At 71.3% G+C, this 16926-nt stretch carries 10 protein-coding genes and 1 pseudogene; 6 read left to right on the top strand and 5 right to left on the bottom strand.

Features of this window, described 5'->3' with window-relative positions:
- Together Q0116_RS13290 and Q0116_RS13285 are read left to right on the top strand one after the other, a co-directional pair.
- The coding region (locus tag Q0116_RS13290; protein ID WP_297889282.1) for an HAD-IC family P-type ATPase at positions 1 to 805 on the top strand (805 nt) is incomplete at its 5' end.
- A gap of 121 nt (positions 806 to 926) precedes the next feature.
- Positions 927 to 1712, top strand: a complete 786-nt coding sequence (locus tag Q0116_RS13285) for an aldo/keto reductase (protein ID WP_297889286.1) — start codon at positions 927 to 929, stop codon at positions 1710 to 1712.
- A gap of 18 nt (positions 1713 to 1730) precedes the next feature.
- Here Q0116_RS13285 and Q0116_RS13280 read toward each other — a convergent pair whose 3' ends face one another.
- Positions 1731 to 3134, bottom strand: coding sequence for a PAS domain-containing sensor histidine kinase (locus tag Q0116_RS13280; RefSeq protein ID WP_297889279.1), 1404 nt, complete (start codon positions 3132 to 3134; stop codon positions 1731 to 1733).
- 136 nt (positions 3135 to 3270) lie between these two features.
- Complete coding sequence (locus tag Q0116_RS13275; protein ID WP_297889275.1) at positions 3271 to 5076, bottom strand: S9 family peptidase; 1806 nt, start codon at positions 5074 to 5076, stop codon at positions 3271 to 3273.
- 116 nt (positions 5077 to 5192) lie between these two features.
- Here Q0116_RS13275 and Q0116_RS13270 point away from each other — a divergent pair, with 116 nt between their 5' ends.
- A complete protein-coding gene (locus Q0116_RS13270) occupies positions 5193 to 6242 on the top strand; it encodes a glycosyltransferase (RefSeq protein WP_297889272.1) in 1050 nt (349 codons plus the stop codon).
- Between the two features lie 51 nt (positions 6243 to 6293).
- Here Q0116_RS13270 and Q0116_RS13265 read toward each other — a convergent pair whose 3' ends face one another.
- The 3 genes from Q0116_RS13265 to ppsA all read right to left on the bottom strand — a co-directional run bounded on the left by Q0116_RS13265 (position 6294) and on the right by ppsA (position 10549).
- On the bottom strand, positions 6294 to 6929 hold the full coding sequence (locus Q0116_RS13265; RefSeq protein ID WP_297889269.1) for a halocyanin domain-containing protein: 636 nt from the start codon (positions 6927 to 6929) through the stop codon (positions 6294 to 6296).
- A 117-nt stretch (positions 6930 to 7046) separates the two neighbouring features.
- Positions 7047 to 8120, bottom strand: a complete 1074-nt coding sequence (mfnA, locus tag Q0116_RS13260) for a tyrosine decarboxylase MfnA (RefSeq protein WP_297889266.1) — start codon at positions 8118 to 8120, stop codon at positions 7047 to 7049.
- A gap of 77 nt (positions 8121 to 8197) precedes the next feature.
- Positions 8198 to 10549: a phosphoenolpyruvate synthase gene (gene ppsA, locus Q0116_RS13255; RefSeq protein WP_297889263.1), complete on the bottom strand. Its 2352-nt coding sequence runs from the start codon at positions 10547 to 10549 to the stop codon at positions 8198 to 8200.
- A gap of 238 nt (positions 10550 to 10787) precedes the next feature.
- Here ppsA and Q0116_RS13250 point away from each other — a divergent pair, with 238 nt between their 5' ends.
- From Q0116_RS13250 to Q0116_RS13240, 3 genes and pseudogenes are all read left to right on the top strand, one after another.
- On the top strand, positions 10788 to 11417 hold the full coding sequence (locus Q0116_RS13250; protein ID WP_297889261.1) for a hypothetical protein: 630 nt from the start codon (positions 10788 to 10790) through the stop codon (positions 11415 to 11417).
- Positions 11418 to 11641: 224 nt separating this feature from the next.
- Complete coding sequence (locus Q0116_RS13245) at positions 11642 to 15778, top strand: S8 family serine peptidase (RefSeq protein ID WP_297889258.1); 4137 nt, start codon at positions 11642 to 11644, stop codon at positions 15776 to 15778.
- Between the two features lie 193 nt (positions 15779 to 15971).
- Positions 15972 to 16926, top strand: a pseudogene (locus Q0116_RS13240) (hypothetical protein); the annotation flags it as partial.

Below are 16926 nucleotides of genomic sequence, written 5' to 3'. Positions count from 1 at the left end.
CGGCCCGGCACCGGCAGTCGCCGACGGCGGCGCGGCGGCGGCAGCCACCGCGGGCGACGCGCCGACGGTCGAGTCGTTCGAGAGCCACGCCCGCGGCGTCTCCGGCGTCGTCGACGGCGTCGAGGTGGTGGTCGGCCACCCCGACCTGTTCGACGAGCGCGGCTGGACAGTCCCCGACGCGATCCGCGAGGCGGTCGCCGACGCGCGCGACGTCGGCCGCGTTCCGGTCGCGGTCGGCCGCGACGGGGCCGCGGCGGGGTACGTCGTGGTCGGCGACGAACTGCGAGAGGGGTGGGAAGCGACGGTGACGGCGCTCGACGAGTCGGGCGTCGAGGTGATCGTCCTCACCGGCGACGACGAGCGCGCGGCCACGGTGTTCGCCGAGCACGACGCGGTCTCGTCGGTGTTCGCCGGCGTGCCGCCGGAGGGGAAGGCCGAGGCCGTCGGGCGACTGAAGGAGCGCGGCGTCACCGTGATGGTCGGCGACGGGACCAACGACGCGCCGGCGCTTGCCGCGGCCGACCTCGGCGTCGCGCTCGGCGGCGGCACGGCGATGGCGGCCGACGCCGCCGACGTGGCCATCGTCGACGACGAGCTGGGCTCCGTGGCGACCGTCTTCGAGCTTGCGCGGGCGGCCGGCCGGCGCGTGAAGGGCAACATCGGCTGGGCGTTCTGTTACAACGCGGTCGCCATCCCGCTCGCGGCGACCGGCCTGCTCAACCCCCTCTTCGCCGCGGTCGCGATGGGGGCGTCGAGCCTGCTCGTGGTGACGAACTCCTCGCGGGCGCTGCTGTCGGACGACTGAGCGCCGCCCGCCCGCGACGCGGCCGCGCCCGCCCCTACCGCAAACGACTTTCCGCTCACGCGAGTAGGCGTGACCGATGACAGACCAACAGCAGCAGCCCGCGGTGCCGACCCGCAACGGGATGCCCGTCCTCGGGCTCGGCACGTGGGAGAACGACGACCCCGCCCAGTGTACCGAGTCGGTCGCGAACGCGCTCGACGCCGGCTACCGCCACGTCGACACCGCCCAGATCTACGGCAACGAGGCGGCCGTCGGGAAGGGGATCGCGGAGAGCGACGTCGACCGTGACGACATCTTCCTCGCGTCGAAGGTGTGGATCGACCAGCTGTCGCCCGCCGACGTGGCCGCGTCGACCCGCGAGAGCCTCGACAAGCTCGGCGTCGACGCGGTCGACCTCATGTACGTCCACTGGCCGGCCGGGGAGTACGAGCCCGAGGAGACGCTGCCGGCGTTCGCCGAGCTCCGCGACGACGGGCTCGTCGACCGGATCGGCGTCTCCAACTTCGAGCCGCACCACCTCGACGCCGCGACGGACGCGCTCGGCGAGGCGCCGTTCGCGAACCAGGTCGAGATGCACCCGCTGCTCCGACAGGAGGAGCTCCGCGAGTACGCCGACGCGAACGACGTCGAGCTCGTCGCCTACTCGCCGCTCGCCCGCGGGGAGATCCTCGACGACCCGGCGATCGTCGACATCGCGGAGAAACACGGTGTCAGCGCCGCACAGGTGAGCCTCGCGTGGCTCCGCGAGAAGGGCGTGACCGCCATCCCGAAGGCGACCGGGATCGACCACATCCGCGACAACCTCGCGAGCGTCGACCTGACGCTCGACGACGAGGACGTCGAGCGCATCGACTCGCTCGGCCGGACCGACCGCCAGCTCAACCCCGACTTCGGGCCGGACTGGTAGGCGGCGAGAGCGCCCCCCTCACTCCGTCGCCCGGGGGAGCGACACCGTGATCCGGTTACCGCGCTCGCGACCCGTCGGGTCGGCGTCGACCGCGATGCTCCCGTTCGACAGCTCCACGCTCCAGTAGATGAGCCAGAAGCCGAGACCGCTGCTGTGGTAGACGTTCGTCATGTCGTGGTCGCCGGTGAGCACGTCGGCCTCGACGGCCGGTATCGCCGCGAGGTCGTCTTCGATCACGAGATCCGCGCCGTCCTCGGTTCGACTGAGACGCACCGTCACCGTCGGCGCTCGGTCCTCGCTGTGCTGGAACGGGTTCTCTAAGAGCTCGATCACCGCCGACCGGAGCTCGCAGCGCCCGTCGACGGTGACCGGATCGAGGGCGTCCACCGCGATCGACCCCTCGGGGTATCGGTCCCTGACGGTCCCGACGCACTCCTCGACCACGCTCCGGAGGTCGATCCGATCGGTCTCCCGCTGGTCGGTGATGAGTTTGATGACCTCGCGTTCCTTCTGGGCGGTCTCGAGGAGGCCCTCGCCCATCCGTCGGATCACCGCGGTGTGTTCCGCCGCCTCCGGCACGTCGTCGTCGAGCTCCTCCAGCTCGCCGAAGACGACGTTGAGGTCGTTCCGGAGGTTGTGGCGCAGGAGGTTGTCCATCACCACCAGCTGCCGCTCGCGCCGTCGCCGGTCCGTGATGTCCTTCGTGAACCCCGTGATCCGGACCACCTCGCCGTCCTCCGTTATCGGCTCTCCTTGAACCCAGACCCACCGGCCGTAGTCCTCGTCGGCGTTCACCCGGTACTCGATGTCCACCGACGAGCCTGCGGCGAGCAGCTCCATCGCCTCCTCGACCGCGGGTCGGTCGTCGGGGTGGGTCGCCTCGAGGAACTTCTCCGGGTCGCCACGGAGTCCGTCGGTCGACGCGCCGTATATCTCCTCGTAGGCGGGGTTCACGAAGAGGAGCTCCGACCAGTCGGCGTCGAACATCCAGAGGACGTCGCTGGAGACCGCCGCGATCTCTTGGAGGTGCGAGGCGGCCTCCGCGCGCTGCTGCTCCGCGCGGACGCGGTCGGTCACGTCCCGGGAACTGATCACGTACCCGTCGAGGTCCCCGTCGGTGAGGTTCGACATGCGGCTCTCCAACCACACCCACGAGCCGTCGCGCGTCCGGTGCCGGTAATCCGCCGTCACCTCGGTGAACCCCGCGGTCCGGATGGCGCCCTCGAAGGTGCGTCGCACGGCCTCCCGCTCGTCCGGGTGGACGTACTCGAAGGCGTTCGTCCCGATCAGTTCGTCCCGATCGAATCCGAGGATCCGCTCCGCGGTCGCGTTGACGTACGTGTACGTTCCAGTCTCGTCCAGCAGGGCGACCTTGTCCTGGGCCTGGTCGAGCAGCACCCCGTGCGGATCGGACCGGCTCATGGACGCCCCCTTCTCACGCGCGTCTCATAACCGTCACGGCCGGATTAGCCCGTGCCGGACGACCGAAAGGACGGCCTTCACCGCCGGACCGTCGTGGCGGAGCCACCACGCACGGGACCGGCCGCTTCGGACCGTCTCAGACGTGCTCGGCGAGGAAGTCGACGATCTCGCGGTACGCCTCGATCCGGTTGTCGAGCTTCGCGAAGCCGTGCCCCTCGTCGTCGAAGATCAGCTTCCGGACCGGGACGCCCTGCTCGCGGGCCTCCTCGACGATCTGCTCGGCCTCGCCGACGGGCACCCGCGGGTCGTTCTCGCCGTGGAGGACGAACAGCGGCGCCTCGATCCGCTCGATGTTGTTGATCGGCGAGACGGACTCAAGGAACTCGCGGTCGTCTTCGAGCGAGCCGTACTCGGCCTCGCGGAGCGACCGCCGCCAGTCGCCGGTGTTCTCTAAGAACGTGACGAAGTTCGCGATGCCGACGATGTCGACCCCGGCGGCCCACAGCTCCGGGTACTCCGTCACCGACGCCAACACCATGAAGCCGCCGTAGGACCCGCCCATCGCGACGACGCGCTCCGGGTCGACCTCGGGGTGGTCGTGGAGCCAGCCGACGCCCTCTCGAACGTCCTTCACCGAGTCCATCCGGTTCTCCACGTCGTCGAGCCCGGAGTAGGCCTTCCCGTACCCAGAGGAGCCGCGGACGTTCGGTTCGAACACCGCGTATCCGTTGTTCAGCAAGTACTGGGTGACGGAGGCGAAGGAGGGGCGCCGCTGCGACTCCGGCCCGCCGTGGATGTCGACGACGACCGGGTAGCCCGACTCCGGCGGCTCCGTCTCGGGCACGGAGAAGAAGGCGGGGATCTCGCGCCCGTCGAACGTCGGGTAGTGGACCAGCTCGCGCTCGACGAACGTGTCCGCGGGGATCCCCGCGGTCGAGGCGCGCGTCCACCGCTCCGCCTCGCCGGTGGTCGCGTCGACGACGTAGACGTCCGCGTTGTGGGTGCTGCCCGTCGTCGTCACCGCGAACCGGTCGCCGTCGGGGCCGAAGCTCACGCCGCCGGCGACGCCGCGGGGGAGGTCCGGCTCCGGGAACTCGTCGACGCGGTCCGGCGCGACCAGCTCGCCGGCCGTGAGCTCGGTGTAGCCGTCGACGTTCCGGGAGTAGACGACCCGGCGGGTGTCCTCGTCTATCGCCACGCCGTCGACGTTCCACTCGCCGCCGTCGGCGACCACGGCGAACTCGCCGGTCTCCAGGTCGAGCCGCTCCAAGCGGAGCGTGTCGGTGTCGCGGTCGGTGACGAGGTAGACCCCCTCGCCGTCCGGCCCCCACTCCGGGCCGGCGTACCGCACGTCGCCCTCGTGCGGGGTGTGGTGGGTCAGGTCGCCGGTCGCGAGGTCGAGGGTGTACACGTCGTGATCGAACGAGGAGTGCGCCTCGTGGACGATCAGCCGGTCGTCGCTCGGCGACCAGCCGGCGACGGAGAGCCAGCCGTCGCCCTCGTGGACCAGCTCCGCGTCGGCGCCTGTCTCGTCGCGGCCCTGGACGTACACGTCGAAGACGGCCGCGTCGCGGCGGTTCGACGCGAACGCGAACCGGTCGCCGGCCGAGTCCCAGCCGCCCCACCGGTGCTTCGCCTCCGGCATGGCCGTCAGGTCGGTGATCGCGCCCGACTCGTAGTCGAGCCGGTACAGCTGCGCGCGCTCGTTGCCGCCCTCGTCCATCCCGAAGACGGCCTCGGACCGCTCCGGCGAGGAGTCGACGAAGGAGACGGACTCCTCGAAGAACGTGTGCTGTTCGGGCCACGACTCGGGCTCGCGGACCGACCACACCTGCCCCGTGCCCGTCGTGTCGAGCAGGAAGGAGAGCCGGCCGTCGGGGCCGAGGTCGGCGCCGCCGGCGTTCCGCACGTTGAGGTAGCGCTCGATGTCGTACTGTCGCATGCCACTCGGTTCCACGCCTGCGGTGAAACCGTTTCGGGTGACGGAACCCGCACGGCGGCACGCCCCTCCGACGAGATGCCGTGTCTTTTTATCAGCGCCACCCGTGCGGTCGGCGTATGCGCGTCGCGTTCGCCTCGCTCTTCGCCCCCGGACACGGGGAGACCCCGGCGCGAACGCGAACGCTCCGGACCGCCCGCGGCCTCGCCGACCGCGGGCACGACGTGATCTGGCTCTGCGCCCGGTGGTGGGGCGGCGACCACGACGCCTTCGAGGAGGACGGGATCGAGTACCGAGCGGTCACGGCCGAGCCCGCGCCAGCCGCGTTCGCCGCGCGCCTCCCGGTCGCGGTCCGGCGCGCGGGCGCCGACGTCGTCCACGCGGTCAACAGCCCGCCGACGCCCGGGCTCGCCGCGACGGTCGCCGGGTCGCTCTCGCGGGTCCCGGTTGTCGTCGACTGGTGGCGCGACCACCCCGCCGACGCCCGCCGGTGGTACCGGCCGCTCGCCCGGCGCGCGGACGCGGTGGCGACCCCCTCGCGGACCACGAAGACCCGCGTCCGCGAGCACGGCGCGGACGGCGAGGACGTCCGGGTGCTCCCCGAGAGCATCGACTTCGACGCCGTCGAGTCCGCGGGCGTCGACGACCGCTTCGACGCGGTGTACGCCCGCCGGCTCGACCGTCACGCCAACGTCGAGACGTTCCTGCTCGGGCTCGCCGAGCTCCGCGGCCGCGACTGGACCGCGGCGGTGATCGGCGACGGTCCGGAGCGCGGCCGGATCGAGGCGACCGCCCGCGACCTCCGGATCGCCGACCGGGTCGAGTTCCTCGGCGACCTGCCGATCGACGAGCGGCTCCCGATACTCAAGGGAACGCACGTGGCGGTGGCGACCGCGACGTGGGAGACGTTCGCGACCGACCTGCTGTGGGCGGTCGCCTGCGGCTGCGTCGCGCTGGTCGAGTACCAGGCCGACTCGAGCGCCCACGAGCTCGTGGAGGGGCGCGAGCGCGGCCGGCTGGTGACCAGCCCGGCGGAGCTGGCCGACGAGTTCGTCGCGGTCAGCGACTTGGAGCGCCGGGCGGTCGACCGCGAGTTCGCGTCGTTCGACCACGACGCGGTGATCGACCGCTACGTCGGGCTGTACGAGGACCTCGTCGACGGGGAGTGACGGGGGCGCCGCGGGCGGCGCGGCGACCGAGAAGCGACCGACTGCCGTCCGCTACGCCTGTTCTTGGCCGGTGATCGTGCCGCCGTACTTCATGAAGACGAACGCCAGCCCCAGCGTGCTCACCATCGCGATGAACGTCGCGACGCCGAGCGCGCGGGCGGCGTCCGGGACGAACACCGCGTCCGACCCGCCGCCGCCGACTTCGACGGTGGCGATGTCCCCGCCGACGGCGAGGCCGGCGTGCATGCCGACCGCCGTGTGGGGGACGCAGTGGTAGTGGGTGATACCGGCGTCCTCGCTCGACGTCTCGTACTCGTAGGTGGCCCCCTCCTCCCCGACGGGACTCCCGCTGTCGAGGCTGGCCGGGCCGCCGTCGTCGACCGTCTGGACGTTGTGGTCGCCGCCGGCGCCGGTCCACTCCCAGGTGATCGTCGTGCCCTCGTCGACCCACACCAGCGTCGGGTCGAACGCGAGCCCCTGGTCGCCGGCACCGACCGAGATGGTCACCGAGTCCTGGCCGCGGGCGTCGGTGTACGACCCGACGTTCCCTTGGGTCGCGCTGGGCCAGTCGGGTTCCACTTCCTGTGCCGCCGCCGTCCCCGCCGTCGCCGTCGCCGCGCCGGCGGCGGCCGCCGCACCGCCGGCCGTCCGCATGAACGCGCGCCGAGAGACGTCGTCCGAACTCATACGAGGCGGTTCGTGGTGGCCCGTAGTGAATATGTTGATCCGACGGCGGTCTCGAGGACCGTCGATCGCGCTGCGCCGGCCTCTCGTCGGCATCCGAAACAACGGCCGAGCGGAGCGCTACCGCCGGATCCGGTCCAGGTCGTCGAGGAAGGCCCGCAGCGCCGACCGCGTCACGTGCGGCATACACACCACGCGGAGCTCGCCCGTCGCGGTCCGCGACACCTTCCAGCCCGCGTCGCGGAGCGCCGAGAACGTCGCGTCGGGGACCGCCGCGGCGACGAGCGGGAGCTCGGGCTCGACGACGTCGTACCCGCGGGCGGCGAGCTCGCCGGCGAGCCAGTCGGCGTCGTCGGCCGCGCGCTCGGCCGCCTCGCGGTAGCCGTCGGGCCACAGCGCGTCCATCGCCGCGACGGCGCCGGCGACGCCCGCGCCGCTCCGGGTCCCGGTCAGCGTCGCCTGCGACCGCGTCTCCAGGTACGGGGTGTCGACCGCGAGCGCGTCGAGCGCGGCGTCCTCGCGGGCCAGCAGGCCGCCCGCCGGCACCGGCGCCTGCCCGTACTTGTGGGGGTCGATCGTCAGCGTGTCGACCGCGGCGTCGGCGAACGACCACGCGTGGTCGGTGAACGGGAGGACGAACCCGCCCCACGCCGCGTCGACGTGGAGCCGCGCCCCGACTTCCTCGGCGATCGCCGCCAGCTCCGGGATCGGGTCGACGCGGCCGTACTCCGTGCTGCCGGCGACGCCGACGACGAGTGCGGTGTCGCCGTCGACCGCCGCCGCGACGGCGTCGGGGTCCGCCCGGTGGTCGTCGTCGAGGGGGACCGTCCGGAGCTCGACGCCGAGCACCTCGGCCGCCTTGGTGAACGAGAAGTGCGCGCTCGTCGGCGCGACGACGTTGACGTCGCTCCCGTCGTGCCGGTTCCGCGCCGACCGGACCGCCTGGACGTTCGCCTCGGTGCCGCCCGAGGTGACGTACCCGGCGGCCTCGGCCGGCGTCGGGTGGGCCGCGAGCGTCGCGAGCCCCTCGACCGCGCGGCGCTCCAAGTCGGCCACCGCCCCGTAGGTCGCGGGGTCGCCGGGGTTCGTCGCGAGGAACCGCTCGGCGGCCTCGCGGGCCGCCGGATGCGGCTCGGTACACATCGAGGAGAGCACCCGGTCGAACGACTGCGGTTCCGGCTCCGGCTGTTGCATCCGCCCTGCCCTTACGGGGGGCGGCTCTTACCCGTTCCGCTCTCGGGGCTGGCCCGGGGACGCGGCCGTTGCTCGGCTCAGCGAACCGAATCGAGCAGGAGGCGCTGCTCGGTCCGCTTGACCTCGTGTTGGACGTCGCGGACCGCGTCGATGTTCGCGGAGATGGAGGAGACGCCCTTCTCGACGAGGAACTCGACCATCTCCGGCTTCGAGCCGGCCTGCCCGCAGATGCTGGTGTCGACGCCGAGCTCGCGGCAGGTCTCTATCGTGTCGCCGATGAGCCGCAACACGGCGGGGTGGAGCTCGTCGAACCGGCCGGCGACGTGCTCGTTGTTGCGGTCGACCGCGAGCGTGTACTGCGTGAGGTCGTTGGTGCCGAAGGAGGCGAAGTCGATCCCCGCCTCGGCGAGGTCCTCGATCTGGAGCGCGCTGGCCGGGGTCTCGATCATCACGCCCCAGCGGTGCGTCTCGGGGTCGATCCCGGCCTCCCGCATGTGCCGCGCGATCCCCTCGACGTCCTTCGCGTCGTTGACGAGGGGGAACATCACCTCCAGGTTGTCGTACCCCATGTCGTAGAGGCGCGCGAACGCGGCCAGCTCCTGCTGGAACGGCTCCGGCTTGTCGAGGCTCCGGCGGATCCCGCGCCACCCCAGCATCGGGTTGTGTTCGGCCGGCTCCCCCGCGCCGCCCTCCAGCTCGCGGAACTCGTCCGTCGGCGCGTCGATGGTCCGCACCCGAACGGGTCGCGGGTAGAACTCGTCCGCGACGCGGCGGACGCCCTCGATGATCTCGTCTTGGTAGGCGCGGGCGCCGTGGTCGGCGATGTACCTCTCGGGGGTCTTCCCGAGCGACAACACCATGTGCTCGATCCGGAGCAGGCCGACGCCGTCGGCCCCCGTCGCGGCGGCGCGCTCGGCCGCCTCCGGGATCGAGACGTTCACCTTCACCTCCGTCGCCGTCATCGGCTTGACCGGGGTCTCGGGCCGCGCCGCCTCGACCGGCTCGAACTCCTCGCCCGGCTCCGCCGACGCCGACTCGCCCGCCCGGATCGTCCCCTTGTCGCCGTCGAGGGTGACCTGCCGGCCGTCCTCGAGGACGCGGGTCCCGTTCCCGGTCCCGACGACCGCGGGGACGCCGAGCTCGCGGGAGATGATTGCCGCGTGGCTCGTCATCCCGCCCTCGTCGGTGACGATGCCGGCGGCGCGTTTCATCGCCGGCACCATGTCCGGCATCGTCATCTCCGTCACCATCACGTCGCCGTCTTGGACCTGATCGAGGTGGTCGAGCTTGTGGACGATCCGGACGGCCCCGGAGACGACGCCCGGGCTCGCGCCGAGCCCGTCGACGAGCACGTCCGCCTCGTCCTCCCCGCCGACCGCGCTCGCCCCCCCGTTTGCGGCGCTCCCCGCCGCGCCGCCGTCGCCGGTCGCTGCGCCCGCCGCGGCGTCGGCGCCGGTCGCCTCATCGCCGCCGGCGTCCTCGCGGATCGTCGTGATCGGCCGCGACTGGAGCATGTATATCTCGCCGTCGTAGATCGCCCACTCGACGTCCTGCGGGGTGCCGTAGTGGTCCTCGACCCGCTCGCCGAGCGCGACGAGGTCGCCGATCTCGGCGTCGGAGAGGACCCGCTCGGTCCGGCGGTCCTCCGCGACGTCGAGCTGGACCGTCTCGCCGGTCTCCGCGTCCTTCACCATCTCCACCTTCTTGTCCGCGACGGTGACCTCGTCGACCTCGGCCCGCCCGCGGTCGTACACGTAGTTGTCCGGGGAGACGGTGCCCGAGACGACCGCCTCGCCGAGCCCCCACGCGGCCTCGATGGTGACCTGCGGCGCGCCAGTCGACGGGTGACTGGTGAACATCACGCCGGACTTCTCGGCGTCGACCATCCGCTGGACGACGACCGCGATGTCGACGTCCTCGTGCGGGAACCCCCGCTGCTGGCGGTAGTAGATCGCCCGCTGGGTGAAAAGCGAGGCCCAGCACTCCTTGACGCGCCGCAGGAGGTCGTCCTCGCGCACGTTGAGGAACGTCTCCTGCTGGCCGGCGAACGAGGAGTCTGGCAGGTCCTCGGCGGTCGCGGACGAGCGGACCGCGACGAACGCCTCCTCGCCGTCCTCGCCCATCGCCCGGTACTCCGAGAGGATCTCCTCGCGGACCGAGTCGGGGAGCGGCGTCTCCAGAATGAGCTCCGCCGCGCGCTCTTCCGCCTCGCGGAGCGCCGCGGAGTCCTCGGGGTCGACGTCGACCGCCTCGAACAGCTCGGCGTCGATCCCGGCCTCCTCGATGAAGGTACGGTACGTGCCCGCGGTGACGGCGAACCCCGGCGGGACGGGGAGTCCCGCACCGATGAGTTCGCCGAGCGACGCGGCCTTTCCGCCGACGGTCCCGACGTCGTCGGCGTCGACGTCCTCCAGCAAGAGTACTGCCATTCGTGTACTCGGAGGATCCGCGAGGCGACCTATGAAGGTTCCGGCGGGCGAACCACTGAATAAAAGATTACTCGCCGCCGAGTTCTTTTCGCCCGACGCGCCCCCTCGCGACCGCTCGCTGTCCGGGTCCGCGTCGATCGCTTCCGGCGGCTCGGCGAGAAGATGTTACAGCTGCTGTGCCGAGAACAGCGCTATATACATAATTTTCTTAAATAAAAACTGCTACGTGTTGTACACAGTGGCACAGCAGATCGCATCGTCCACCACTTCTTCCGACGCAGGGCCGTCGGCGGTCGACGACGACGAACGATCGGACCTGTCGCCGGACGGCGACGCCCCCGACCGCGACCGCTCCGAGGCGCTGATCGAGCTCCTCGCCAACGCGCGCCGCCGGTACCTCTGGGAGTACCTCCGGCGCGAGGAACGCGAGGTCTCCCTTCAGGAGGTTTCCGAGGTCATCGCGGGGCGGGAGCTGGACAAGCCGCCGTCGGCGGTGACCTACGACGAGCGGAAGAGCGTCTACACCTCGCTGCGGCAGTTCCACTGCCCGAAGATGGCCGACGCCGGGCTCGTCGAGTTCGACCGGCGCGCCGGTCGGGTCGCTCCCTGCGAGGGGTCCGACCTGGTCGTCGAGCTGGAGCCGGACCGGGGGCGGGTGCGGGCGACCGTCCTCGCGGCGGTCGGGCTCTCGACGCTGGTCACGGGCGCGGCGTGGCGGCTCGGGCTCCCCGTCTTCGGCGCGTTGAGCCTCGAAGCGCTCGCCGTCTCGCTCGGTATCGCCGCGGTCGTCGCGTGCGCCCTCTACTACAGCGTCGTCCGCTCGGCGCGCGCGGTCGACTTCGACGAGGTGTTGCGTCGGCTCCGATAGCACCGGTCTCGCCCTGCGCCGTGCGACCGCCGCTGCCGGGTTAGCCACCGCCTCGGCCGGCCGCCAGCGATCGCTCACCGACAGACCGAAGTGGGGACGAAAATCGCCGGAAGAAACGGCTCGTTGTCGGATTTTCACGCCGTGGGAACGGTGTATATTCCGAATAACCACGGCCCGTCCCCCGTTGCGTCCAGTCACCTCCGCACGGTGGAGGCGAACTATCGATGGTATCACCGAAGACACTCTTTGCGACGGTATTCGCGGCCGTGATGGTCGCGTCCATGATCGCGCCGACCGCGGGTGCGGCGGCGGCCATGGACGCGACCGGCGGCGACGCGATCGACGCCGGAGCGGCCGACGTCGACGCAGACGTACAGCCACAGACCGAAACGACACCGACGACGAACCAGAGCGAGCGCGCCGAGCGGAAGGCGGAGGCGCTCGACCGCGGGACGCGCCTCGCGCCCGGCGCCGACCGGACCGGAATCCACCCGGCGCTCCGGTCGGCGAGCGGCGAGACGGTGGTCGTCATCTCCGTCGCTCGGAACCTCGATCCGCGGACGCTCCCGACGGACGAGGACGAGGCGCTCGCTCAGATCAAGTCCGACACGGAAGCGACGCAGGCTCCGGTCGTTGACGAGCTGAACGACCTCGGCGCCGACGTCCGGAACCAGTTCTGGGCGGGGAACATCATCACCGCCGAGGTCGACTTCGACATGACCGACGCTCGGCGCCTGACGGACATCGACGGCGTGAAAGCCGTCTCGCCGAACGTGCGCTACGAGCGTCCCGACCCGCCGACGACGAGCGACGCGGGCGCGGCACCGCTGGACAACGACACCGAGTACACCTACGGACTCCAGCAGATCAACGTCCCCGAGTTCGAGGACGAGTTCGGCGTACAGGGCGAGGGCGCCACCGTCATGATCGGCGACGACGGCATCTCGAACCCCGAGGCGGGCCACCCCGACCTCGAGTTCGCGAAGGAGGCGATCGTCCAGAACGGCACCGTCGACGAGGGGACGCTCGTCGGCGGGGCCGAGGGCGCACACGGCGAGCACACGGCCGGCACCGCGACCGGCGCGGCGGATCCGGCCGGCGACGTGCCGCGGTACGGCGTCGCCCCCGATGCGGACCTGCTGATGGCCGACGTGTTCGCGGGCGGCGCGTTCACCGAGGACATCATCGCCTCGATGGAGTGGGCCGCGGAGAACGACGCCGACGCGGCGAGCTTCAGCCTCGGCTTCCCGTCCTCGACCGGCCTGTCGACGTTCCAGCCGGCGTACGTCGAGACGATCGAGGACGTGAACGCGGCCGGCACCGTCGCTGTCGTCTCCGCCGGCAACTCCGGTAGCGGCAACGGCGGCGGACCGGTCACCTCCCCGGCGACCAACTTCCGCTCGGCGACGGTGGGCGCGTCCAACCCGAGCGAGTCGATCGCCGCCTTCTCCAGCGGCGCCGTCGTCACCGACGACCGCATCGAGACCATCGGCGAGGGGGACCTCCCCGACACGTTCCCGCACTCGTACGTCAAGCCCGACGTGGCCGCGCCCGGGGTCGACGTGCTGAGCGCCGGGCCCCTCGGCACGGCCGTCGAGGACCCGAACGCGACGTACTCCCTCTCCAGCGGCACGTCGATGGCCGCTCCGCACTACGCGGGCGCCGTCGCGCTGCTCCAGTCGGCCACGGACGAGGACCTCTCGCCCGGGCTGATCAAGGCGGCGCTCGCGGAGACCGCGGAGAAACCGTCGAACGAGTTCCCGAGCGCGGACGGACGCGACATCCGGTACGGCACCGGGATCATCGACGTTCACGCGGCCGCGCAGGCGCTGAACGAGACGCAGACGATCGAGGGCACCGTCACCGACAACGCAACCGGTGACGCGGTCGTCGGCGCCACCGTCGGCACCGACGCCGGCGCGCTGACGACGACCGACTCGAACGGCTCGTACGTCCTCGAAACGACCGAGGACCCGGCGACGGTCACGGTCGACCAGTTCGGCTACGTCGAGCAGACGGCCGAGGTGAGCGGGGGCGCGACGACCGACTTCGCGCTCGAACCGCAACTCGCCGTCGACCTGATCGAGGGACAGCCGGCGTTCGCGGCGACCGGCGGGAACGTCACGCTCGTCCTCGACGTTCGCAACCTCGACTCGCTGACGATCGACCTGACCGACGACTCCGAGCTCGACGCCTCGGACCTGACGGTCTCGGTCGCGGGCGACGAGATCGCGCTCGGCAACGAGACGGCGCTCGGCGGCCTCTCGGCCGACGCCGTCCCGGTCACCGTCGCCATCGCGGACGACGCGCCCACGGGCGCGACGTTCGCACTCGAACACACCTTCGTCGGCGAGGGCGACGAGCTCGTCGTCGAGACCGGGCCCACGGAGACCGTCGACGAACTCCAGGGGCCGGAGTTCGAGGTGACCAGCATCGACGTCCAAGAGGACGTCACGCCGAGCGAGTCGATCCTCATCACGGCGACGGTCGAGAACGTCGGCGACCAGACCGGATCGACGCAGACGCTCACCGCGATCCAGGACGCGGCCACCGGCGGCGAGGAGAACTTCATCTTCTTCCCGCCGAGCGACGTCTCCAACCTCGCGCCCGGGGAGACGCAGACGTTCGAGACGAACTTCGGCTCCATCGCCGGGATCAACGCGATACTCGGCACCGACTTCGGTCCCGGCGACGAGCTGGAGGCCGTCCAGCAGGTGGGGTCGAACCTCGACCCGACCGTCGCGCCCGAACCCAACGTCAGTGACGAGGCCACCGCGCCGTTCACCGTGGTCGCGAACGGCACGGCCTTCGAGGTCAGCGGCCTCTCGGCACCGTCGTCGGCCGACGCCGGGGCCGAGATCGACGTGAGCGCGAACGTGACGAACGTCGGCTCGGATGCGGGCGAGCAGTCCGTCGACTTCGTCTTCGACGGGTCCGTCGCCGCCAGCCAGAACGTCTCGATCGACTCGGGCGAGACCCGGACGGTCACGTTCGAGGACGTTCCGCTGCCGGACGCCGACGCGGTCTTCGAACACGGGATCACAACCGAGTACGACGGCCAGTTCGCGCAGATCGTCGTCGGCGACGTGCCGACGCCGACCGTCGCCGTCGTCGACGACACCGGCGAGTTTGGCGGTGACGTCGTCGGCACGCTCGACGCCGAACTGCCGCCGAACTACGACGTCACGACCGCGACGTCCGACGCCGTGACCGACGGCGACGTCGACGCCGACGTCCTCGTCGTCCAGCAGGTCGATCCGGTGAACGGCCCGGCGCTCGTCGACTTCGCGCAGAGCAGCGCCGTCGGTACCGTCTGGCTCGACAACTGGGGCGGCGACAGCAACGGCGTCCCGGTCCGGTCGGCCAACGCGGACGACCCCGCCCAGACGTTCGAGGGCGACGGCGTCCCGACGCCGATCACCTACAACGTCGAGTCGGCCCACCCGATCTTCGACGGCGTGGCCGAGCCGGGCGACTCCGTCCCGATCCACACGGGTACGTTCGGTGACCACACGTGGTTCAACGGCACCGACGCCGACGTGCTTGCCTCCGTCGCGGCCGACGGCGGCGCCGTCGTCGCCGGCGACGCCCTCGCCGTCGACGACGCGAACAACACGGTGTACGCCTCGACGCTCGGGTACTCCACGTTCGTCTCCACGCAGGACTTCACCGCAGAGGCGGACGCGATACTCGCGAACTCGGTCCAGTACGCCACCCCCGAGGGTGACGGCACGGTCCAGTTCGGACAGGAGGAGTACGCTTTCGGTCCCGACGAGACGCGCACGCTGACCGTCGAGACGACCGCCGAGGACGTCGCGGGCTACGAAGCGCAGATCGAGTTCGATCCGGAGGCGATCACGGTCGAGAGCGCCTCGGCCGGGAACCTCTCCAGTCCGATCTCGGTCAACCGCGACAACGAGAACGGGACGGTCACCGTCGCGCAGGCGCAGGCGAACGGGGCCGCGCAGCCCGTCCTCTTCACCCTCGAAGTCACCTACGAGGGCGACGAGGAGACCACGACAGACCTCGCGTTCGACGCCGAGAGCTCGGAGCTGTTCGACGCGGACACCGAGTCGCTGGACGTCGACTACGAGGGCGCCACCGCCGTGAGCGGTCAGCTCGGCGACGTCAACCTCGACGGCGACGTCGGCGTCGACGACGCGATCCTGATCCAGCAGTACATCGCCGGGCAGGAGCCCGCGGACGACTTCAACGCGGCGCTTGCCGACGCCGACGGCTCCGGAACGGTGACGATCAGCGACGTGATCGAAGTCCTCGACGAGGTCGCCGCCGACGGCGATTCGGCGGACACCCCGCAGGACGCCAACGAGGAGGTGAGCGCGCCCGGCGCGGCGGCGTAACCGCGACGAGCGGCCGGACGCGCCGCGCGCTACCACGCACCCATCGCCGCGCGGGCGGCGATTTTCATACGGTGGTAGCCGAACCGGCTTTCCGACGCCGCGGACCGGCCCGGGCTCCGACCCGGGTACCCGACGCTCGACCGGGCTTCTCCCCGGGCGAACCACACGACCCACGACGCGACCCATCCCACGAATGACGACACACACTCCATCCAACCGCCTGCTCGTCTGCCTCGTCGTCGCGACCGTCGCGCTCGCTCCGCTCGCCGGCGGGGCGGCCGCGGCCGGTGCGACCGCTGACGCGAACACCGACCGCGTCGACCAATCGACGGCGGTCGAACAGGCGGACCCGGCCGGCGAACTGACCCTGAACGCGACCAGCGAGACGAACGACACGGTGACCGTGACGCTGTCGACGACCGTTGAGGACGTCGCGGGGTACCAGGCGCACCTCACCTTCGACCCGGACGCGACCGCCGTGGTGAACGTCTCCGGCGGCGAGGGGGAGTTCGACGGCGACCCCGTGACGAACATCGACAACGAGAACGGGACCGTCCAGTTCAACGGCCTCGCCGCGAGCGCACCCGACAGCGGCGTCGACGCGCCGACGATGGCGACGGTCGTCTTCGAGACGCCCGACGCGCCGACGGACGTCTCGTTCGTCGCCGCGGACTCGCTCGTGGCGACGAGCGAACCCGAAGACGTCACCGACCTCGTCCGGAACGGCGTCACCCTCGGCGGAGATGGCGGAGACGACGGTGACGGTGGAGACGGCGGAGATGACGGAGACGACGGTGGAGACGGCGGTGATGGCGGCGACGACGGCGATGACGGAAGTGATGGCGGCGACGACGGCGATGACGGAAGTGATGGCGGCGACGGCGGTGACGGTGGAGACGGAAGTGATGGCGGTGACGGCGGTGACGGTGGAGACGGAAGTGATGGCGGCGACGGCGGAGACGGAAGTGATGGTAGCGACGGTAGCGACGGAAGCGATGGTAGCGACGGTAGCGACGGAAGTGATGGTAGCGACGGAAGTGACGGTAGCGACGGAAGTGATGGTAGCGACGGTAGCGACGGCGGAGACGGAAGTGATGGTAGCGACGGTAGCGACGGAAGCGATGGTAGCGACGGTAGCGACGGAAGCG

The organism is uncultured Halorubrum sp. (assembly GCF_937146585.1).
Classification (GTDB): Archaea; Halobacteriota; Halobacteria; order Halobacteriales; family Haloferacaceae; genus Halorubrum; species Halorubrum miltondacostae.
This window is presented reverse-complemented; position numbering and strand designations above follow the sequence as displayed.